The organism is Brachyspira hampsonii 30446, from assembly GCF_000316195.1.
Classification (GTDB): Bacteria; Spirochaetota; Brachyspiria; order Brachyspirales; family Brachyspiraceae; genus Brachyspira; species Brachyspira hampsonii_C.
The window spans coordinates 884,472-907,882 of the sequence record NZ_JH994111.1 but is presented as its reverse complement, the minus strand read 5'-3'; the positions used below and the strand labels follow the sequence as shown (position 1 = coordinate 907,882).

At 27.4% G+C, this 23,411-nt stretch carries 19 protein-coding genes; 2 read left to right on the top strand and 17 right to left on the bottom strand.

Annotated elements, in window-relative coordinates:
• Positions 1-60 precede the first annotated feature (60 nt).
• Both A966_RS08850 and A966_RS08845 read left to right on the top strand, forming a co-directional pair.
• Positions 61-2,742, top strand: a complete 2,682-nt coding sequence (locus A966_RS08850) for a DUF4132 domain-containing protein (RefSeq protein WP_008724755.1) — start codon at positions 61-63, stop codon at positions 2,740-2,742.
• Positions 2,743-2,760: 18 nt separating this feature from the next.
• Complete coding sequence (locus tag A966_RS08845) at positions 2,761-3,492, top strand: polyprenol monophosphomannose synthase (RefSeq protein ID WP_008724754.1); 732 nt, start codon at positions 2,761-2,763, stop codon at positions 3,490-3,492.
• A gap of 371 nt (positions 3,493-3,863) precedes the next feature.
• Here A966_RS08845 and aroA read toward each other — a convergent pair whose 3' ends face one another.
• The 17 genes from aroA to pyk form a co-directional block, all read right to left on the bottom strand.
• Complete coding sequence (gene aroA / locus A966_RS08840; protein WP_008724753.1) at positions 3,864-5,126, bottom strand: 3-phosphoshikimate 1-carboxyvinyltransferase; 1,263 nt, start codon at positions 5,124-5,126, stop codon at positions 3,864-3,866.
• Positions 5,127-5,149: 23 nt separating this feature from the next.
• Complete coding sequence (gene ftsY / locus A966_RS08835) at positions 5,150-6,109, bottom strand: signal recognition particle-docking protein FtsY (protein ID WP_008724752.1); 960 nt, start codon at positions 6,107-6,109, stop codon at positions 5,150-5,152.
• Between the two features lie 152 nt (positions 6,110-6,261).
• Positions 6,262-6,870 (bottom strand): rubrerythrin family protein, encoded by a 609-nt coding sequence (locus tag A966_RS08830; RefSeq protein WP_008724750.1) that lies wholly within the window; start codon positions 6,868-6,870, stop codon positions 6,262-6,264.
• A gap of 244 nt (positions 6,871-7,114) precedes the next feature.
• A complete protein-coding gene (locus A966_RS08825; RefSeq protein ID WP_008724748.1) occupies positions 7,115-8,302 on the bottom strand; it encodes an aminotransferase-like domain-containing protein in 1,188 nt (395 codons plus the stop codon).
• Positions 8,303-8,463: 161 nt separating this feature from the next.
• Positions 8,464-10,671, bottom strand: coding sequence for a transcript cleavage factor (locus tag A966_RS08820; protein WP_008724747.1), 2,208 nt, complete (start codon positions 10,669-10,671; stop codon positions 8,464-8,466).
• Between the two features lie 4 nt (positions 10,672-10,675).
• Positions 10,676-11,656 (bottom strand): hypothetical protein, encoded by a 981-nt coding sequence (locus tag A966_RS08815; protein WP_008724744.1) that lies wholly within the window; start codon positions 11,654-11,656, stop codon positions 10,676-10,678.
• A 266-nt stretch (positions 11,657-11,922) separates the two neighbouring features.
• Positions 11,923-13,155, bottom strand: coding sequence for an imidazolonepropionase (gene hutI / locus A966_RS08810; protein WP_008724743.1), 1,233 nt, complete (start codon positions 13,153-13,155; stop codon positions 11,923-11,925).
• Between the two features lie 31 nt (positions 13,156-13,186).
• A complete protein-coding gene (locus A966_RS08805; RefSeq protein ID WP_008724742.1) occupies positions 13,187-13,987 on the bottom strand; it encodes a sulfite exporter TauE/SafE family protein in 801 nt (266 codons plus the stop codon).
• Positions 13,984-14,691, bottom strand: a complete 708-nt coding sequence (locus A966_RS08800; protein ID WP_008724740.1) for a phosphatase — start codon at positions 14,689-14,691, stop codon at positions 13,984-13,986. The genes A966_RS08805 and A966_RS08800 overlap by 4 nt, the downstream gene beginning before the upstream one ends.
• 13 nt (positions 14,692-14,704) lie before the next feature.
• Positions 14,705-15,322 (bottom strand): cytidylate kinase-like family protein, encoded by a 618-nt coding sequence (locus A966_RS08795; protein ID WP_008724738.1) that lies wholly within the window; start codon positions 15,320-15,322, stop codon positions 14,705-14,707.
• A 253-nt stretch (positions 15,323-15,575) separates the two neighbouring features.
• Positions 15,576-16,376, bottom strand: a complete 801-nt coding sequence (locus A966_RS08790; protein ID WP_008724736.1) for an AAA family ATPase — start codon at positions 16,374-16,376, stop codon at positions 15,576-15,578.
• 2 nt (positions 16,377-16,378) lie between these two features.
• Positions 16,379-16,573, bottom strand: a complete 195-nt coding sequence (locus A966_RS08785) for a hypothetical protein (protein WP_008724735.1) — start codon at positions 16,571-16,573, stop codon at positions 16,379-16,381.
• Positions 16,574-16,716: 143 nt separating this feature from the next.
• Positions 16,717-17,685: a radical SAM protein gene (locus A966_RS08780; RefSeq protein ID WP_008724734.1), complete on the bottom strand. Its 969-nt coding sequence runs from the start codon at positions 17,683-17,685 to the stop codon at positions 16,717-16,719.
• 50 nt (positions 17,686-17,735) lie between these two features.
• On the bottom strand, positions 17,736-18,884 hold the full coding sequence (locus A966_RS08775; RefSeq protein WP_008724732.1) for a M20 metallopeptidase family protein: 1,149 nt from the start codon (positions 18,882-18,884) through the stop codon (positions 17,736-17,738).
• Positions 18,885-19,295: 411 nt separating this feature from the next.
• Complete coding sequence (locus A966_RS08770) at positions 19,296-19,712, bottom strand: PaaI family thioesterase (RefSeq protein WP_008724730.1); 417 nt, start codon at positions 19,710-19,712, stop codon at positions 19,296-19,298.
• Positions 19,713-20,092: 380 nt separating this feature from the next.
• A complete protein-coding gene (locus tag A966_RS08765; protein ID WP_008724728.1) occupies positions 20,093-21,481 on the bottom strand; it encodes a sodium-dependent transporter in 1,389 nt (462 codons plus the stop codon).
• 451 nt (positions 21,482-21,932) lie between these two features.
• Positions 21,933-23,366, bottom strand: coding sequence for a pyruvate kinase (gene pyk / locus A966_RS08760; protein WP_008724726.1), 1,434 nt, complete (start codon positions 23,364-23,366; stop codon positions 21,933-21,935).
• Between the last annotated feature and the right edge of the window lie 45 nt (positions 23,367-23,411).

Here is a 23,411-nt window from a genome sequence, read left to right as displayed (position 1 = left end):
TATTTATTTAAATGATAGTATAATAGAACTTATTTCTAGCAAATTAAAGAGTAATAATTTATGGAAAAATTTAATAGTTCTCTATTCAGTAAAAAATATGAAGGATACAATTTAGAAAAAGAAATATGCATTATCAATAGAGGAATAATAGAAAATGATATATATGCATTGGACTTCTTAAGAGAAGCCAATTATACCTACAATAGAGATAAAGAATATTTTTATTCATTATATAAAAAATTAGAAAGCAGCAATAATTGCGGTATATACCTAATATTAACAGCAATCTTATTAAAAAATGAAGATAATATGGCTAATTTGCAAATAGCTGATAAAAAAATAGATTTGCTAATGCATAAAATGTATGATTCATATTATGTTAAATATAATATTGTAGAACATATAGGAACTCCAAACAGCATTACAGTGATAAGTGATGATATAATATATGAAGATGACAAAAGATATGATCTAATAAAAAGATTCCATGTGAAAAAATCAGCATTTGGTTATTTCAGTGCTTTAAAACCTTATGCCCCATATCATATAAAAATAGCACCTAGTAACAATGATATAGAATTTATAAAAAGATCAATATTAAATAATTATAGAATATATTACATTTTATTATTATCAGATTACTCAAAAAAGGCTAAAAAACTTCTTAATATAATATTGAAAACTAATAGTTATAAAGCATTAATCTATTTACTTTTAATAAGAAAAGAAGGATTTGCAACAACATATCAAGAGAGCTTAGATTATTTAATTAATCTCGATGTAACTTTAGCTGATATTCTTATATCTTATATATTCTTTTATTCTTATAATGATAGGATATCATATTATGATTCGTTTGCAGTTCAAATAAAAAATATAGAATTTAATAATTTCTTTTATTCTCTTATTAAAAAGAATTCAGAATATTTTGAAAGTTTATTCAGCAATAAAAATTTCGTAAGAAAAATTACTAAAAACAGTAAAAATTTTATACCATTTTTAAATGAACTTTATAGTAAAGAAATAGATTTCGGCTCAAGCAAAATACTATGCTTACTTTTAGAAAATGAATCTTCAAATATTAGAAAAGCTGCAATAAAAATAATTAATCGTAAGAAAAAAGAATCTTATGAATATTTAAAAGGTTTAAATAGTGATTTAGCCAGAGATATATTAAAAAAATGGAAAAATAAAAAAATAATTAATTCAGGTTTTAAAGACATTGACAGTATAGTTAATTTTGTAAATAATAACTATGATAAGAAATTTGAAAAGAATTTATTATGTTTAGATGAATCTTTACTATACGGAGTAAAGAGCAAAAATTCTAATCAAGCTATACCTATAATTATAATAAAATATATATATTTAGAATATTCAAAACTTAAATCTCCTACAAAAATAAAAGATTTAGATAAAATAATTTCATATTTTGATTTTAATTCTTTTATTAATGTAATAAAAAGTATATATGAAAGATGGATATTTGAAGGGGCTAATACAACTTATAAATATGTAATGATTCCATATTTAGTATATGAGCCAGAATATAAAATAGAGAAAGTGGCTTATAATTTGAAAGAATGGTGTGAATCAGGAAGGATATCTCTCGCTAATTATGCCATATCAACATTAGCTTTTAATGGAAGTCTTTATTCTCTTATTCTTATTGATTATATATCAAATCATTTTAAATACTACCAAATAAAAAATACTTCAAAATTAGCATTTAAAGCCGCTGCAAAAAAATTGGATATTTCTGAAGATAAATTATCTGATAAAATAATACTTGATTTTGCAATAGATAAAGATGGAAAAAGATTATTAAAAGATGATTCTTCTTCTTTCACTTTATATATAAATGAAAAACTAGATATTGAAAAAATATTTGATAATAATAAAAAAGAATATATATCAAAAATAGATAAATATTATAATATAAATAAAGATTTATTAGATGAATTTTACAGTATAAAAAATAATATAAAAGCTACATATAAATTTCAAACATCAAGATTAAGCAAAGCATTAATGACAGGAAAAAAATGGCCGGCAGATGATTGGAAAAAAATATTTACAGAAAATTATATTATGAGTATATTAGCAGATATATTTATATGGACTATATATAATAAGAATGATAAAATATTAAAGCAAGTAAAATACGATAGGAAATCAAATACTATAAGAACATTAGATAATGAAGAGTATAAATTAAACAAGCAGTATAAATTATCATTGGCAAGTCCTGTGGAAATGAGCAATGAAGAGATAAAAAAAGCTAAGCAATTATTAAAAGATTTGAAAATAAAACAGCCTTTTAATCAAATGCAGAATATTAATTTCTCTTTTGGAGATGAAGATATAAAAGAAAACATTATAGTAAAATATAGAAATAAAGAAGTGAAACTAAAAACTTTTAAAACTTTAATTGATTATCTTGATATGGAATTAGATTATGAGAATTCGTATATAGTCGGATATAAAATTATAGACACATCTATATCTGTCGGGGTAAAAATTAATTTAATGGGAATGGATAATGCAATAGATGATAATGACATTATTTTATTTGGAGATATTGTTTTTTATACTGTAGATAATGATGAAGTATTTTCATATAAAAACATAATAGATCCTAGAACTTCATATATAAGGTATGTAAAGTATATTATGTTTAATATAGATAATTATATTAAAAAGAATATTAAAAAAGAACAAAAAACACTAAAAAAGAAATAGGAGAGATTCATATATAAAATGAAAGCTATCATAGTATTACCAACATATAATGAAAAAGATAATATAGAAAAAATGCTTAACAAAGTATTATCATTACCTGAATATATAGAAATTTTAGTAGTAGATGATAATAGTCCTGATGGTACTGCAAATATTGTAGAAAAGTATTTATCCAATAATAGAGTACATTTATTAAAAAGAGAGAAAAAAGAGGGATTAGGACCTGCATATATTGCAGGCTTTAAACACTCATTTCAATACAATCCTGATTATGTAATAGAGATGGATGCTGATTTCTCTCATGATCCTGATTTTGTAATTAAATTTATAGAGAGAATGGAAAATGAAAAATTAGATTTAGTAATAGGGTCAAGATATTGCAATGGAATAAGCGTTGTAAATTGGCCTTTAAGAAGACTTTTTCTTTCATACTATGGAAATAGATATGCATCATTTGTATTGGGGTCTAAAATTATGGATATTACAGGCGGATTTAAATGTTTCAGAGTATCTGTATTAAAAAATATGAACTTTGATAATATACTTTCAGCAGGATATTCTTTTCAAATAGAAATGAATTATTCTTTTGAAAGTAATGGCTACAAAGTAGAGGAAGAACCTATAATATTTTATGAAAGAAGAAGCGGACAATCAAAGATGTCTAAAAATATTATAGCAGAAGCATTATTTAGAGTGGTGCGATTAAGATTTAGAAATAAGAAAAAATATTTTAATAATCAATCAAAATAAATATTATTTAAACTTTGAAAAAATAAAAATATTTTGAATAAAAAAATTTATATACGGCATTTTTTTATTAGATATACAAAAATAAATAAAATTGTTTCAAAAGTACTTGAAAAGATTATATATAAAATTTTTGTAACTTATTAATTAATTATATAAACAATTATTTTTATACATAAACATACAATATTCAGCATCTGAGGTCTATATAAATAAAAGTACTTTTGAAACAAATCTAATAATCAAAATACAGTAAACAATTCTGAGTATATATTAAAATCTGTATATTATAAAAAATAATACATATCAAGCAATAGAATTCTAATCCAAACTAGAATGAAATTACTAATAAATACTAACTAATAATTATAAGTTTATAATTCTATTTTACCGCCTATACTTCTAAATTGATCTATAAAATTAAAAGATGATTTATTTATAGACTCAGCATCATCTATAATTATATTACCATCTGAAACAGAAGAAGCAACGGCAAGTGACATAGCTATTCTATGATCATTATGAGAAGTAGTGTTTCCTCCTGTAAGTTTTTCAACTCCTTCTATCAATATTTCATCTTCAGTTACTTCTATCTTCGCACCTATTTTTAAGAAACTATCCATCAAATCACTCATTCTATCACTTTCTTTATATCTTAATCTTCCGGCATTATATAATCTGGTTTTACCTTTTGCTGTAGCGGCAAGTGTAGTAATTATAGGACCCAAATCCGGAATATTAGCCATATCTATATCAAGTGCATTTAATCTGTTTACTTTCTTTATTGTAATGGAATTATCATCATTATAAGAAACAGAAGCTCCCATAAATTTTAATATATTAAGTATTTCCTTATCACCTTGAATAGAATACTTATTAAGCCCATATAATGTAGTCTCTCCCCCCAAAGCACCAGCAGCAGCAAAAAAGGCAGCATGCGACCAATCTGATTCTACTTCATAATCAATGCCTGAATATTCCTGATTACCATATACCTCTATTATATTATTATCATGCCTTAGTGTTTCTATATTTGCAGCTTTAAGTGTTTTCAAAGTCATCATAACATAGGGTTCTGACTCTAATTCTCCATCTATGATAATATTAGAATTACCATCAAGCAAAGGCAAAGCAAATAAAAGTCCGCTTAAAAACTGACTGCTTAAATTTCCAAGCACTTTAAAATTAGAAGCTCTTAATTGACCTGATATCTTAATGGAGTCTTCTAAATGAATAAATTCTAATCCTTCCTCATTCCATATTTTTTTATAAACTTCAATAGGTCTGGAAAATAATTTTTTAGACCCAGTAAAAGTGCAAGTTATTCCCAATGCTGACATTATTGGAATTAAAAATCTTAAACTGCTTCCAGACTCTTTAACATCTATAGTTAATTCTTTTTTATAGTCTTTTTTAGGAAAAACTTTAAGACAATCATCAATAACTTCTAAATCAGCAAAATTAGAAACAGCATTTTTTGTAACTTCTACATCAATACTTACATTGTCAATCCAATGCTTTATTATACTTGGCGTTTTAGCTAATGATGATGCTATTAAAGATCTATGAGCATCACTCTTACTCATTTGAATATAAATAGATCCGAAAATTTCTGAAGGTTTAACAGTCAATAACATAATATAACTCCAATAATTATAAATTACTGCAATATAGAATCAACAAAACTTTCAGCATCAAATTCTCTGAAATCATCAACTTTCTCTCCAAATCCTCCATAGTATATAGGCAGCGATAAATAATGAGCTATGCTTATTGCTACTCCCCCCTTAGCAGTGCTGTCTAACTTAGAAACTATAGCCCCCTGTATATCCAAAGCATTAGTAAATACCTTAGCCTGCTCTATTCCATTATGTCCTACATTAGCATCTAATACCAATATAGGTACAAATTTAAACTCAGTAAATCTCTCTGTAGCTATTTTTTTCATCTTCTCAAGCTGTCTTACCAAATTTTCCTGATTATGAAATCTTCCTGCAGTATCAACTATAACTATATCAGCATTAGTAGCCTTTGCTTTATCTAATGCCGAAAATAATACGCTTGCCGGATCTCCAGCCTGCTGTCCTTTAACTATAGTAACAGAAAGCCTATTAGCCCACTCCTCTAATTGTTCTATAGCTGCCGCTCTGAATGTATCTGCTGCTGCTAATATTACTTTATGATCTTTCTTTAATATATTAGCTAACTTTGCTATTGAAGTTGTCTTACCTACCCCATTAACACCAACTATAAAAAGTATTGTTTTATCTTTAAGTTCTATTTTCTTTGAAATGAATTTAGATATTAAAATTTCTCTTAAATGTTTTTTAGCTTCAGAAGGATCCTTTATATTCTCTTTCGCTATAACATCTCTAAGTTTTGAAATAATATCTTTTGTAGTTTCAACCCCAGCATCAGCTGTTATTAATGTATTTTCTAAACTTGCAAAAAACTCGTCATTGATTGATGAAGTATTAAATAATGATGATAATGAAAATTTACTTTTAGAACTTGTTAATGAGACTTTAGGCTTGCTTTTAGATTTTTTTATCAAAATAAGAAGTATAATTAAAATAATTACAATAGCACATGCTATTATTATAATATTCATAGAATTCATTTTATTCATTTCTCCAATTAAAAAATTTATTAAAAATATTATATAAACTATTAATATTTTTTCAAGTTATTATTATGATAAAATAAAAAGCATTGATAATAATATTATTATCAATGCTTTTGCCTCTATAATAATTTTTGATTAGTTATTGATTAATTAAAAGCTTGGAAAGAACTAGCTGTAGCATTACATAAAGGGCATTTAGCTGGAGCTGAACCTGCTTCAACATATCCGCAAACAGGACATAGATAATAAACTGTAGGTAAAGTTTTATTAGCATTTAAATCCTGCATAGTTTTATTATATAATGCAGCATGAGTTTTTTCAACAGAAGCTATTCTATTCATTAAATCAGAAACATTTTTATTATTTTCTTGTGAAGCAACTTTGCTGAAAGCCGGATACATTTTTGTATACTCATAAGTTTCGCCTGCTATACCGCTTTTTAAATTATCAGTATCAGTACCAGATTTAATAGTATTGATTGTAGCTGTTAATGCTTTAGTAGATAATTTAGAAGATAAAGCCATATCATTTAAAAGCTTAGCATGTAAAGCCTCTGCTGCAGAAGCGGCTTTAAACATAGCAGCAACACTTTTATTTTGAGTTTTTTTAGCATACTCAGCATAAGTAGCAGATGCATTCATTTCTCCGTTATAAGACTGCATCATACCATCTAAAGTAGACTTAGCTGTTTGTCCGTATACAATACCAGCAAAAATAAATAAAAATAGAATAAATGAAGTAAATTTTTTTATCATGTTTTTTCCTTTTTTAATATAGTGTTTTTTATTTTTTATATGCAGAGGCAACATATAGATTATAAAACATATTATATAACAAAAAAGTAAAATAAACAAGAATTTTTTTTACAAAAAAAGTACAATATACTAAAATAATGTTAACATATACTAACTTTAATATAAAAATATAATAATTTAAAATAAAAAAAGGCAGTAAATTTTACATTTACCGCCTTATTTTTAAATATTATTTAAATTACTTTTACTTTCTCATTTTTTCAATAACCTTAGCTAATATAGATATACCCTTATCAATATCTTCAGGTTTAGAATTAGTATAATTTAATCTTAAAGTACCTAAGCCCCTCTTAGCCTCATAGAAAGGTTCTCCTGCTACTACAGCCACTCCGTCATCAGCAGCCTTTCTTGAAAGCTCTACAGCATCTATTCCTTTAGGAAGAGTAGCCCATATAAACATACCACCCTCAGGGTGAGTCCAATGCATATCTTTAGGCAGATATTTATCCATAGCCTCAAGCATATAATTGCATTGTCTGCCGTATAAATCTATTATTTTTTTGATATGAGCATCATAATCATTATCTTCAAGATACTGACTTACAACTACCTGAGCAAATGTTCCTGTATGCAAATCTATAAGCTGTTTATAATCTTTCATTTTAGTATACAATTCTTTTTGTCTGCATGCAATCCATCCAAGTCTCATACCCGGAGCTACTGTCTTTGAAAAAGTACCCATTAATATAGCCTGCTCTCCTAAATATGTACCGAAAGATTTTTGATGTTCTCCTTTAAATCTTAATTCTCCGTAAGGATTATCTTCAACAAAAAATGTATCTTTACCTTTCATAATTTCAGCTATTTTTTCTCTTACAGCATTTGTATATGTTATTCCTGTAGGATTTTGGAAATTAGGTACAGAATAAAAAAACTTATGATTGTATTTATTCATAGCATCTTTAAACTCATCTACATCTGCTCCATCTTCATTTAAGTTAACAGTATGAATATTAGGATTATATAGATGAAATGATTGTAAAGCTGCCAAATAAGACGGATCTTCAACTAGAACATCATCATTAGGATCTATTAAACATGAAGAAATAATATCTAAAGCCTGCTGAGAACCATTAGCTATAAGTATGTCAGAAGCTTCTATATCCATACCTTGTTTTTTGTATCTATTTGCAATGAACTCTCTTAAAGGTCCGTATCCCTCAGTGCTGTTATATTGCAGAGAATAAGCACCTTTAGTTTCTAAGACTTTATTTGCTGCTGCTTTAATCTCTTCTACAGGAAATGATTCAGGATTAGGCAAACCTCCGGCAAATGATATTAAATCACCTTTAGCCGCTACTTCAAGCATAATTTTTACAAAACTGCTTTGAAAATCTTCTTTTAATGCTCTTTTTGATAATCTTAATTTCATAATAATATCCATTTAAAAAATTTGTTATATATTATACACTACTATTAATAATAATGCTATATTATTTTTTGATTTTTTATCAATATATTATTTTCTTAAAATAAATATATAAAAAGGGAGATTTTTGTAATCTCCATAATTGTTATCAAACTAAAATATTATTATATCTTCCAATTTGGGAAACGTTTTATAACAGCAGAAATAATGTCAGTTTTATAATGCTGTTCTAAATTTACTAATTTTTGGAATTCGCCAAATATTATTTTAACATCTTCTTCAGACTCATTCTCTATAAATTTAAGCAGATAAGCCTTATCAAATACTAAATCATATACAACTTTCAAAAGTTTTCTAGCCTGTGCGGAAGTTTCTTTTTTATCAAGCATTTTTGAAAGATGCGGTATTATACTAAGCAAGCCTATCATAAGAGAATTTTTATTTATATTTATATCTCCTGCACTCTCGTCATAATACTCGCCGTCAAGTATTTTCTGAGCAAAATAAACAAATGATTCAGGACATTCCCTATAATGAAGAAATATATCATCTATAGTTTTGGCAAGCATATCTGTTTTTCCGTCTTCAAATAATTTATTGACTATAAGATAATTATTTTTAACCTGAGGAGAATAAAGCATTTTAAGTATTATGTTATAATAATCATCTCTTCGGCCGTCCCAAATAGCTTTTATAAATTTCTCTCTATAATTAGAAGAAGGAAGTACCTCATAAACATGAGTATAATCATCAATATCTTTAACAATATCTGAAAGCAAAGGTATGCTGCTGTCTGTATTAGACTGGCTTCTCAAATATATAGTACTTATTATTCTCTCATCATTAGGAGCATTTTTATCCTTAGAAATACGAACAAAATAATCATTCATCTCTTTAGCTTCTTCAGAGTTTAAATTTGGAGTGTAAGTTAAATACTCCATATATATCTGATATCTCTCAAAGAAATTATCAGTCTTATTGAATTTAGATAAACTTTCTGCATCATAAGTTTCAGCTTCTTCATTATAAAGGAAAGTATTTTTATCAAATTTAACTGTAGTAGAAGCTCTTACAGATTTTTTTGCACTTTCAAGCCATTTAGCATAAGCTGATTCAGCAACTACAATATAAGGCTTTGAAGTTAATTCCTGCTTTAAATCTTTTGTAGTTATTGTCTTTTTATATTTTAAAATAATAGTTAAAAGTTCTGTAGGATTTTCTTCTGCTATTTTTTTAATTTCATTAAGTTTATAAGCCTTATAAACATTAATATCATCATCAGGTAATGTAGTAAGAGACTGTATAGCCATATCAAATGTCATTTTTCTTACTTCTTCCTGAGATACAAATTTGATATTAACATTATTTATATCTATAGATTTAATCTTACCTGCTCCGAAATTTCTATGCATAACATATTTATCAACATCATATTGTATGTACTTTTCAAATACTTCTATACAATCTTTAGGCTTTTTGTTAACATTTGTAATATAAGATATCTCTTCTATCTTTTCAAAAAGAGTATGATTAGGATATAAAGCCTTATAAACATCTACAAGCCTATGTCTGAAAAATTTAGCCTTTTTATTATTCTGTGCTACTATATCCTGCTCATAATTAAGCAAATTTTTAATAGTCTTTAAAGCATCATTATATCTGTTATTTTTAAAATAATAGAAAAATATTATCTTCCATACATCTATCATTATGTTAGAATCTACAAGAGCTTTTAAAGAATTTTCATATTTAAGCAGATAATTATAATTATCAGGTTCATATTCCAATACTTTTTTAATATCGCTCTCAGCATTATTTCTTTCTCTCATAAGATTTCTTTCAAAAGCAATCTTATAATAATGCACCGCACTGCTTATATCTCCGGCCATTTCTTTGGTATGAGCTATTTTTTCAGGAAGCTCCGGATTTGAAACATCAAATCGTATAAGTCTTTCCCAAATTTCTAATGCTTCAGAATCTCTATTAGTGCTTTGATAATAGCTAGCCAAATATCTTAAAGCATAATCACTCTCATAATATTCATCTAAAATCTTTTGAGATATAAACTCAACTATATTCCATTTTTTAGCATTTTTAAAAATACCTAAAAGTTTTTCTAGGCTCATCTCTGAATAATTTTCAATTTTTAAATTTAAAAATCCATTTGCATATAAAGCTGATATATGATTCGGATTTTTCTCTAATTGCATCTTAGCAGTTTCTATAGCAGAATTTATATCATCATTGTCATTTATATCATTGAGAATACCTGATAAATCAACAAAATACTTAGCAGTATAATTAAGAAGAGGTTTTCTCGTAAATGTTTCTTCTGAAAACACTTTTTCTAATTTTTGTAGAGCTTCTGACATATTATCACTCCTTATCTAATATTTTTATGTAGTATTGCAGCAATTCTTTATCTATTACAGCCATCTTTCTGCCCCATACCTTAACTTCTTCAATATCAGAATCATTCTGTCTCATAATGAGATAAGTAGTTAAAAATGCGTACGAAGATAAAAGTTTAGGTGCGGTAATTTCTCTAAGTTTTACCTTTCTGTAATCTGCCTCCAATCTGGAGATGTTTCTTCTAAGATCAAATTCCTCCTGTTCATTTAATGGTCTTTTAACATCCAATATGTTCATAAGTTCTCCATAAGCACTCATCCATAATATTATCTCTTCTTGGCTATTGTTATGAACACCTCTTTTGATTATTATATCTCTGATTTCTCTCAGTATTTCTATACTTATATTCTCAAATTCTATACTTAAAGGATCATAAAATAACGCCTCTCTTATATACATCTTACACTTTTTTTCATCGCCCAATTTATCATAAAGCATAGCAATATAACTTAATGTTCTTGAATTATACGGCTCTACAACATTCAAATATTCATAAGATTTTAATGCCCTAGAATAATCCTTTAACTCTATAAAAGCATTAGAAAGTAAACGCAATTCCTCCGTGCCTTCAATATCATTAGTACTTCTCTGCATTATCAACTCTATAATCTTATTATATACATAATAATGAATAGACTTAATTGATATTAAATTTTCATCATAAGATTTTCCATGTATAAATACATTGAACTTCTTATAAGTAGAATCTAAAAGTTTGCAGTATTCTATACTGTTTCTCTGAGCGGTTTTAAGCTTATCAAGTCTATTAATCCAAAATTTAACGCAGGATATATTTTCATATAGATTGGCACATTCAAAATCTTTTGACATAATCCTATCAAAGTCTTCCATAGACTCTTCAAATAAACCCTGCTTTAATTTAGTTTCTATAATGTTGAAAATATCTTTAACAGACTCTTTTCTAGAAAATAATTCCTCTTCCATTATATTTAATATATACTACTCCCTTAAAGCTAAAAAACGTACAGAGATATATACGCATGTTACTATAATATAATCAAATAACCCCAAATTGTCAAGAGAAAATAATACTATTCAGAGTAAAAAATTATAAAAATACATTAATTATGTTATATAAGTTTTATAGATTTAAAAACCATGATGAATGAAATTATTATACATTATAATATAATAAACTCAAATTGTCAAGAGAAAATAATACTATTTAGAGTAAAAAATTATAAAAAATATTAATTATGATATACAAGTTCTCCGGATTTAAAAACCATGCGGCATAAATTATTATCCATACTATAAAGTAAAAAATTAAGATTATTACAATTCCATACTATAATATCCGCTTTTTTACCAACTTCTATACTTCCTATTTCTTTACCCCTATTGATAGCACATGCAGCATTTATAGTAACAGCATTCAATATCTCTTCAGGTTTAAGCCTATATATAATATATGCAAGCTTCATTATAAACTGCATATTAAAAGAAGGACTAGATCCCGGATTATAATCTGTAGCCAATGCTATAGGAACTCCTTTATCTATCATATATCTAGCTCTTGCATAAGGCATATTCAAATAAAAAGAGGCATTAGGCAAAAGAACGGCTATTACATCCTGATTTTTTATAACATCTATGGATCTGTCATCAGACATAATCAAATGTTCCGCACTTATTGCATTGAACCTTGCTGCTAAATATGAACCTCCGCTAGTTTCTAATTGATCTGAATGAACTTTGATACCTAGATTATATGACTTGGCAGTATCGAGAACTCTATCTGTTTCCTCCATATCAAGTCCGCAATTTTCACAAAACACATCACAGAATTCGGCTATGCCCAACTTAGATATTTTAGGAATCATCTCATTACATATCAAATTTATATAAGAAGCTCTGTCATTTTTATATTCATCAGGTACTACATGCCCGCCCATAAATGTGCTTACTATATCTATTTTATGATTATCATTAAGTTTTTTCATAACTTTTAATATCTTTATTTCATCTTTAACCGTTAAGCCATATCCGCTTTTACCTTCTACTGTGGTAGTTCCATATTGCAGCATTTTATCCAATATTGGTATTGATTTCTTATAAAGTGAATTTTCTGTCTGATTTCTAGTGTCTCTAACTGTTGATAAGATTCCATAACCTGATTTTATTATATCAGAATAACTCATATGATCTATGATTATATTATACCTCTCATCTTCTCTTGAACCTCCGTATACAAAATGTGTATGGCAATCAATCAGACCAGAAGTAACTAATGCTCCATTAGCATTAAATGTTTTTCTAGCTTTTTCTTTAATAGAATCTCCTACATACTCTATTATACCATTCTTTATGCCTATAGAAGCATTATTATATACTTTTATCTTTCCTTGCTGCTTACCATATAACGGAGCATTTCCATGGGCAGTTACAATAGAGCCTATATTTTTTATAATGATATCTAACATAATGTACTCACATTTTAATCTTGCTTACTATCTATATATTAACAGAAAAGTTATACAGATTGTAAGATGTTATTAACATAATAATTATTAACAAAATAATAAATAGCTTATCAACTATTTTAGAATTAATTTTTTTATTTATGAATCTTCCTAATATACCACCGCATATTCCTCCTATAATCATTACTAATAGATAATGCATATTAACCTTTGAAGCGTCTCCGTCAGCAACACTTATAAACACATTTGAAATTTGAGAGAATAATATAATATAAAGAGAATTTTGAGCAGCAACTTTAGAATCCATGCTAAAGAAAAAATAAAGAAAAGCTATATTAAAAGGACCTCCGCCTATGCCTAAAAACGATGATAAAAGACCAAGAACTAATCCTATTATCACGCATAAAAATATATTTTGTATATGCATAGATTTTATTTTTTTATCGCCCATATTTTTTACTGTAAATGCTAAAGTAAAAAATGTTAATACTATCAAAATAGATGATTGAAAAACACCAGCTATATTTTCACTATTAAAAAATGCTATAAGATATGAAAAAAGCATCTTTCCAAATATACCGCCTATAATTCCTCCCAAAGCCAAAGGAGTTGCTACCTTAGAATCAACAAGACTATCCTGTTTTATCTTAGATACAACAAATGTATATAAACTCATAGATAGAACAGTACAAGATGATAAAAAACTTATCTTACTTACTTCAAGCACATTCAAAGAATCAAGAACAGGCTTTATTATAATGCCGCCGCCTATTCCGCAAACAGTTCCTATTACAGATGCCAATAAACTTACAATCAAAAAAAACACTATCATTTTTCTATACCAAGATATTCTATCAATTTATCATAATCTGTATTAAGTATAAGATGCTTTGGAAAATCTATGGACATCAATAATTCAATGGAATCTTTAAAATCTCCTACTTTATACTTTGAATGAGCATCAGAAGTTACTACAATATTAGTTTCATATTTTTTACAAGCCAAAGCAATTTCACGGCATACAGGACTGCTTCCTTTCCTAACTGTAAAAGATGATGAATTAATCTCTATTAGTTTATTATATTCTTTGCATAATTTCACTATATATTCAATGTCAAATTCAAATTTAGGATTTCCAATATGACCTAAACAATCAATATGAGGATTCTTTATAATCTCAGCATATCCATTAGTATGTTCTTTTTTATTCAAAGGCTGTATAGAATCCTCATGATATGAAGCTATAACAAAATCTAAGTATGCTAACACATTTTCACTTAAATCTACTTTTCCGCTGTAATCTACTATATTAGCCTCGCATCCCCTAAGAAGTCTTACACCATTAATATAATTAGGCAAACTATGCATAGCTTTAAAATGAACTAATTTGGCACCGTCACTGGAAGCAGGTCCATGATCTGTAATAGCTAAAGCTAAAAATCCTTTATCTTTAGCTGAATTTAACATTTCATCAACTGTGCTATAAGCATGCTCGCTTACTAAAGTATGAGTATGTAAATCAGCTATTATATTCATAATAAATACCTTATTATAACTTTGACTTAGCTATTTTTTCTATTAATTCTATAGTATTATCAATGCCTATAAAATCACTATTCAAACAGACATGATAATTTCTAGCATCTCCCCAATTTTTACCGGTATAGTAATTATAATGTTTAGCTCTAAGTTTATCTCTTTCTTTTAAGATCTTTTCTATATTTGTACTGTCTAATTTATATTCATTAACTGCTCTTTTAATTTTACTCTCCATATCAGAATAAATAAAGACATTAATACAATTATCCATACCCTCCAAAATATGATTTGCACATCTTCCTACTATAACGCATGAATGTTTAGAAGCCACTTCTTTTATAACATTACTCTGTGCAAAAAACATAGTATCTTGCAAAGACTCGCCATTACCAAATACCATATTGCCAGCATAAGAGCCTGCTATAGCAAAATTAAAAAGAGAAGCCCCTGTTAATTTCTGTTCATTTTCTTTAATATATTCCGGAGAAAATCCTGTTTTATCTGATGCCATTTCTATTATAGCTTTATCATAAAAAGGTATATTTAAATCCTTAGCAACCATTTCTCCAATATATCTTCCGCCGCTTCCGAATTCTCTACTTATAGTTATAACAATATTTTTACTCATATAACCATATACCTCCAATATATTCTGTTAATAGTTTACCAATATTATCTGTATTTGTCAAATTTAAACTACTTCTTTTCTTATATTAAAGTATAAATCTTTTAGAATATTTATCATTAATTTTTTATAAGTAAAACATACAGAACTTTATTATTAATAAAAAAAATTTTTACTAATATAAAAATCCGTTTTAAAATAAAAATATGCTATAAAAATAAAAGGACTTTGACTTTTTCGATATTTTATATAATAATCAGAAGAAATCCGAGAAAGTTTTTTCTCTTGCATTTTCATCTTTCATTACACCTATATCATATAAATATCTAGTAACTGCCAATGAAAAACCGCCTTTTATAGGAGTTTTAGGATATAATATTATTATAGGCACTCTCTTTTGAACAGATAGCATAACCTTTTCTTCATCAAATAGTACAGGTCCTAAAAGAACCAAATTAATATCAAGAGAAAACTTTGCCGTTACCTTTTTTATTTCTCTGTATAAATTGATAGCCCAATCTATATTTTTTACTTTATTTACTATCAAATACATCTTATCTGTCATATTATTGACATAAATCATCTTCATAAGTCTGTAAAGATCTGTAAGAGCTGTAATTTCCGGATTGGCAACAAGTATTATATCATCTGACATTTCATAGAAACGCATCATAGGCTGAGTAATACCTGCAGCATAGTCTATTATAACATAATCATAATCTTCAGCTAAAACCTTTAAATCTTTAGCAAGGTTTGACAAATTAAAATCATTCTCAAACTGAACAAATCTCTGTATATTAACTCCGGCACTAATAACATCTATACCATACTCACTTTTTATAACACAATCTTTTAATGTGAGACTGCCTTCAAAATATTCCTGCAATTTAGACTGCGGTTTTACATGTAATAAAATAAATACATTTGAACAGTTAATATCTATATCAAAAACTAAAACTTTATATCCTCTTGAAGCTAATTCCGCCGAGAAATTAACTGAACATAAAGTTTTGCCTGCACCGCCTTTTCCGCTAGAAAAAGATATTATTCTTCCCATAATTATTGTCCCGTATACAATTTTAATACTTGAGCCACTTTTAGACGAACATTCTCATCCCAATCTAATATATGCGGCTTTAAAGCTTTAATTACAGTAGTTTTATCGGAATTTTCTACATTTTTTGCCAACTCTTCAAGAGCTTCTAGTCTTTTTTCAACTTCTTCGCTTTCTAAAAGTGAAAAAATTTTATTCATAGTTTCTTCCTTAAAATCTAATAAATAACACTATACTCATTATATATTATACATCATATAATATTTTTGTCAAAATAAAACTATTTAATTAAATTTAAAATATAAAATATTAATATACATTAACTTTCATATTCAAATAAATATCACTGCATCTGAAAAGGTTTTTCTTTCGTAAAATCAGGATTATAATTATCAGAACTTTCCATTTCCTGAATAAATAAATTTTCAAATCCTAAATCCAAAGCATAATCAACTAAATCATCATACTCTTTTTTATACAGCTTTCTATTTATATTTTCAAAATTACAAGCCTTAAATTTGGGATTATACTGAGACATTAAAGATATAGCCGTATTTAAAAAACCTCTCTCTTTAAGTTCTATTAATACATCATAAGAATCAGACTCATTATTCGGAAGTATTAAATGCCTTATTATTATACCGCTTTCAGCAATCCCTTTTTCATTAACTACTAAATCCCCTGTTTGCTTTTTCATTATTTCTATTGCATTTATTGCCGTACTAAAATAATTTTCAGCCCTAGAATATTTAAAAGCCTTATCATCAAATACATATTTTAAATCAGGTAAATATATATCTACAATACCATCTAAACAATCTAATAACTCTTTAGTATCATAACCATTGGTATTATAAACTATAGGAAGATTAAGCCCTTTTTCTAAAGCTATTTTTAAGCCTTTTAATACAGGATAAATAACATGCGTCGCACTCACCAGATTAATATTTTCTGCACCTTGTCTTTCTAAATCCAAAAAATAATCTGACAAAGTCTCAGCATCAATTATATCACCCAATCCTTCAGAACTTATTTGATGATTCTGACAAAATACACAATTTAAATTACAGCTTGAAAAAAACACAGTGCCGCTTCCGCCATCTCCTACAAGCATAGGTTCTTCTCCAAAATGAAGTGTATGAGATGCTGTTTTTATATGATTAGTATCTTCAAAAATTTTGCATCTTCCTATCTTATTCTTATTTCTATCGATGCCGCATATATGTCCGCAGCAAATACATTTATCATAAAGAAGTTCTGCTTTTTCTAAGGCTTCATCTATTTTTTTTAAATGTTTTTCATTATAATTCACAGTATATTCCAATAATTTTTAATCTATATATTAACTTTTTTAAATTATAATCATTTATTATTTTCTAAATATTTAATAGCCCATTCACTCATCAAAACAGGCGGCTGATATAATTTTGACTCATCTACTTCAAATTTACTATTATGATGAGCTATATTCTTTTCTGTCATAGTAGAAAATAATATAAAAGCTCCGTCAATCTTCTCCAAATAATCAGCAAAATCTTCACCAGCCATAGATAAACTATAATGAGATGCTTTTTTAAATCCAAGTTCATTACAAACTTCATTTAACTGCTCGTATATTTTAGCATTATTAACAACAGGTGCTCCCCTTCTTTTTATCACAACTTCAGCTTTGGCTCTGTTGGCTATGGCGATAGATTCTGCAACCTCTTTTATTCTTTCTGTTATGAATGCTCTATTCTCCTCACTGAAAGTTCTGAAAGTGCCTTCGATATTCACTTCTGTAGGTATTACATTATATTGAGTTCCGCCATGAATCATACATATAGATATTATAACAGGATCTGTTGCAAGTATTTCTCTGCTTTTTATATTATAAATACCCTGTATTATTTGGCTTGCTGTAAGAATAGGATCAACAGAAAGATGAGGATATGCTCCATGCGAACCTTTTCCTATAACTTTAATAAATATCCTGTCATTAGAAGCCATTAAAGGACCTTCTTTCAATATAAACTCTCCGCTTGGAGTATCCGCAGACAAAGTACCTATATGTGTTCCAACTATAGCTTTAACTCCATTCAGTAAACCTGAATTAAGCATATTATGTGCCCCTACAGCCAATTCTTCTGCAGCCTGAAATACAAGTCTTACAGTTCCTTTCAGCCTTGATTCATTTTCCTTCAAATAAAGTGCAGCACCTAAAAGACAAGCAGTGTGCACATCATGTCCGCATGCATGCATATTTCCGTTTTTAGAAGCGTATTCGAATCCTGTTTCTTCCTGTATAGGCAAAGCATCCATATCTGCTCTTATGGCAGCCACATTATCTCCGCTTCCTATATCGCAGATTAATCCGCTGTCAAGTGAAGATTCTTTATAGGAAAGTCCTAATTCTTTTAATTTATTTGTAACATAATTTTTTGTCTGAGGAAGATCTGTTCCAACTTCAGGAATTTGATGCAGATCTCTTCTCATAGAAACTATAATATCATTTAATTTTTTGTAATCCATTTTATCTGCCTCGACAATTATTTTGTATTAGTATATAAATAAAAATTATTAAGTCAATAATTTAATTGTATATAGATTTATTTTTATGACATATCAAACTAAAAATCATAATACTTAATAATGAGTATTGCTACAAATATTATATGCCTTTATAAAATTAATATTATGATAAATACGCACGGTAAATATATTTTAAATTTAAGCTAGTTAATAATTCAGTAAATAATTATAAACTAATTCTTATTTATCGTGCGGTGTCAATAACAAAAATTTAAATAAAGCTAGAAAATTATATTTGATTGATAAGATAATAAGCATTAAAATATAAATAAACGCAATAAATAAAAATGGGCGTGGAATGAAAATATATTTTAAAACCTTATTACAATATCTGCCCTATAAAAATAATTTTTAAGAAGGTTCTATTACGAACATAGTAGAGATCATTTTGGCAAGCATATTATCTTCTTCATCTCTTAGAGTAGCTTCTACTATGATTAATCTTTTACCGGCACTTATAACCTCTCCTGTTGCTATTACTTTTTTAGAAACAACAGGCTTTAAAAAGTGTATTTTCAATTCAGAAGTTACTGTTTTATATCCCTCCTCAAGCATAGTAGCAGCGGCATGCCCTCCGGCCGTATCTGCAATAGCTGAAACCATACCTCCATGCATATATCCCAAATATTGTGAAAACTCTTTTTTATTCTCACATGATATTACAGCTTTTCCCTTTTCTACATGTTCAAGCTTCATTCCAACAAAAGATAAAAAATCCTGAGATTCAAATCTCTTTTTTATTCTTTCAAAAATTTCTTTTTCTGACATCTTAATAACTCCTAATATAATTTTAATCAATAATTTATTTTGTATTGTAAAATATTCAATTTATATTTTTATCAATCTTGCAAATTTCATTAACATATAACTTATATAACTATTATAAATATGCTTTTATTATTTAAAAATTCAATTAATATTATAGTAACTGAACTTGATATTAATAAATATATTTTGTAATTAGAAATTTAATTAATTTTTTATTATTAAATTATCTATAGAAAATATTTGATATTATAAGTATAACATAAAAAAATATTAAAGACAATATTTACTATTTTGACTATACAAATGAATAAAAACTATAAAAAACAATAAATAAAGCCAAGTATAAAACTATACTTGGCTATAATATTTAATACAATATTCTAAATAAAAAATTTATATATATAATTAATAATAAACATAGCAAATAATATTACAGGCAAAAAATAAGTTACATAAACTCTGGAAAATTTAGGAAATTTTATACCCAAACCAGAATCTACTTCATTAATGAAATTATCCCAGCCCCATCCATATTTTGATACACAGAATATTATTATATATATACCTCCAAGCTCAACCAAATTATAACTTACTATAAAATCAAATAAATCTAAAAAGCTAGTATTTTGTCCCATAGGCTGTATGAATGATAATACATTAAAACCTAAAGCAGTAGGAAGCGAACATATAAATACTACTATTCCTACTAATATAGAAGCCTTATTTCTAGGCATATTAAATTCAGACATAGTAAAAGCTATTAAATTTTCAAATACAGTAACAACAGTAGTTAATGCTGCCATAGCTAAAAATAAAAAGAACAATGTTCCCCATAATCTAGGCATAGGCATTGAATTGAATATATTAGGCAATGTTACAAAAGCTAAACCAGCTCCCTCACCTGGATTAACTCCAAATGCAAAACAAGCCGGAAATATAACAAGCCCAGCAAGAAATGCTATCAAAGTATCTAATATCACTATTATTATAGATTCATTAGTTAAGGATCTTTCCTTTCCTATGTAGCTTCCAAATATAGTCATACTACCAACACCTATTCCCAATGTAAAAAATGCCTGACCTAAAGCCGCATATATAACCTCAAAAAAATTCTCTACTCCACCATTGACCATTTTTGATAAGTCAGGAAGCAAATAGAATTTTATACCCTCTATGGCACCTTCTAAAGTAACAGATCTAATTATTAATACTATTACTATAACAAATAATGATGACATCATAATCTTAGATGCCCTTTCAACCCCTTTTTGCAGTCCTTTAAAGCATATCAATATTCCTAAAAATACCGCAATGAATAAGCTGAAAACCATTATCGCAGGATTTGAAAGCATCTTGCCAAAAAACTCACCTATACCCTCAGGTGTAAGTCCCAAAGTAACTCCTGAAGCCATATAATAACCATAAGTAATAGTCCATCCTGTAACACTAGTATAGAACATCATAAGTATTAAACAGCCTAGCATTTGAACATAGCCTATTAAATGCCATTTAGAGCCTTTTTTCTCTATTACCTTATATGAACCTGCAATATCTTTTTGTCCTGCCCTTCCTATACTAAATTCCATTATGAGTATAGGAAGCCCTACAATAGCTAAACATATTAAATATATAATGACAAAAAGAGCTCCTCCGTATTTTCCTGTTATATAAGGAAATCGCCATATATTGCCAAGCCCTATAGCACATCCGGCTGATACAATAATAAAACCAATTCGATTAGATAACCTCTCTCTTTTTTCATTATCCATATAAAACCACTCCATAAAGTTTATTAATAATAATATTATACAAAATTTATAAATTACTTCAAGTAGTAATTTATAAAATATTAATTTTTTATTTAATTTTTTGTTATATAATACAATAGACTTGTTTCAAAACTAAATTTATAAATTTTTAATTTAATATTTTTAAATTATAATTTGGTATTTGCTGAGAAGCATGCGGTGCGTACATACGAAGTACATATTTTGTGCAGGCAGGTTTAGGCAGGCGAAGGACTGCATGTTTATATAATAAAAATAATAATTTAAACAACATGTAAAACATTATTTTTATAATCTATAAATTACAAAATTTTTAAATATAATCTTTCTAAGTATTTTTTAAATAAGTATAATTATCAAACATATAATTATAAAGCAATAAAAAAGGGTTACTATAATTAATAGCAACCCTTAAAGCCATATAATATATAAATTAATGTATTACAACTACACGAACACTGTTTTCCTGCCATCTTCCCTGCCATTTGCTTCCGCTGACAAGTATAGCAATATCTCCATGATTAGCTAAATTATGTTTGATTAATGTATCTTCAAGTATATCAATCTGTCCGCCATGACTTATACCAGCACTGAAATTCAAATCTTCAGGCATGAGTATAGTATAAACATTATGACATATAGAAAGTCTGTTACATAAATCAGTATCAGCAGACATAAAAACTATAGGCGTTTTAGGTCTTTTTTTAGATAAATTTTTAACAGTATGTCCAGATCTTGAAAGAGCAATAATAACTTTATTATCTAAACAATATGATAAATAAGAAGCACTGTCAGTTAAAGCATCATTAACCCCACTATCTAAATAAGACATATTTTCATGCAAATCTCTTATAACAGATTTTTCTGCAGCCTCTACTATAGAAACCATAGCTTTAACAGATTCTATAGGATAATCTCCAGAAGCAGTTTCAGCAGACATCATAACAACATCAGTACCGTCTAAAACAGCATTCGCAACATCACTAGCCTCAGCTCTTGAAGGTACAGGGCTTTTTGTCATACTTTCAAGCATTTGTGTTGCTATAATAGTGATTTTTCCTATATCATTTGCCATTCTTAATATCTTTTTCTGCCAAACAGGTACTTCTCCAAATGGTATTTCTACTCCTAAATCGCCTCTAGCCACCATTACACCGTCAGAATGCTTTATTATATCTTCTAAATTCTCAAGCGATTCAGTATTTTCTATCTTTGAAACAATACCAACATCATTAAGATTATTATCATCTAATATCTTTCTAAGCCTAATAACATCTTCAGCCTTTCTTACAAAACTCATTCCTAAATAATTAACTCCATTCTTAGCAGCAAATAAAGCATCATTAACATCTTTTTCGGTAAGAACTTCTGTTGTAACATGTGCCCCCGGAAGATTAATACCCTTACTGCTTAATATAGTACCTCCTGTTATAACCTTACATACAACAAGTTTTGAAGCCTCATCACTTGATTCTACTATAAGCTGTATAGTACCGTCAGATATTAGCAGCATAGAACCAGATTTTACATCATGAGCTATATTGGAATGTGTTGTAGGTATTATACTTTCATCATTAGTTTCTTTATATCCGCTAAGTTTTACTATATCACCTTCTTTTACAGTGATAGGTTCTTTCAATTTACCTATTCTTATTTTAGGTCCTTGCAAATCTGCTAATATTGCAACAGGTTTTTTTAACTCACTCGATACTTTTCTTATTATATTTATTCTCTCTAAATGCTCATCATAACTTCCAAAAGAAAAATTTAACCTGCATACATCTGCCCCATTTTCTATAATCTTTCTTATCATATCTTCATTAGACCATCTTGGGCCTAAAGTTGCTATTATTTTTGTTTTTCTCATTATAAAGTATCCTTTCAATTCTTATTTTCATTCAAAATTAAAATC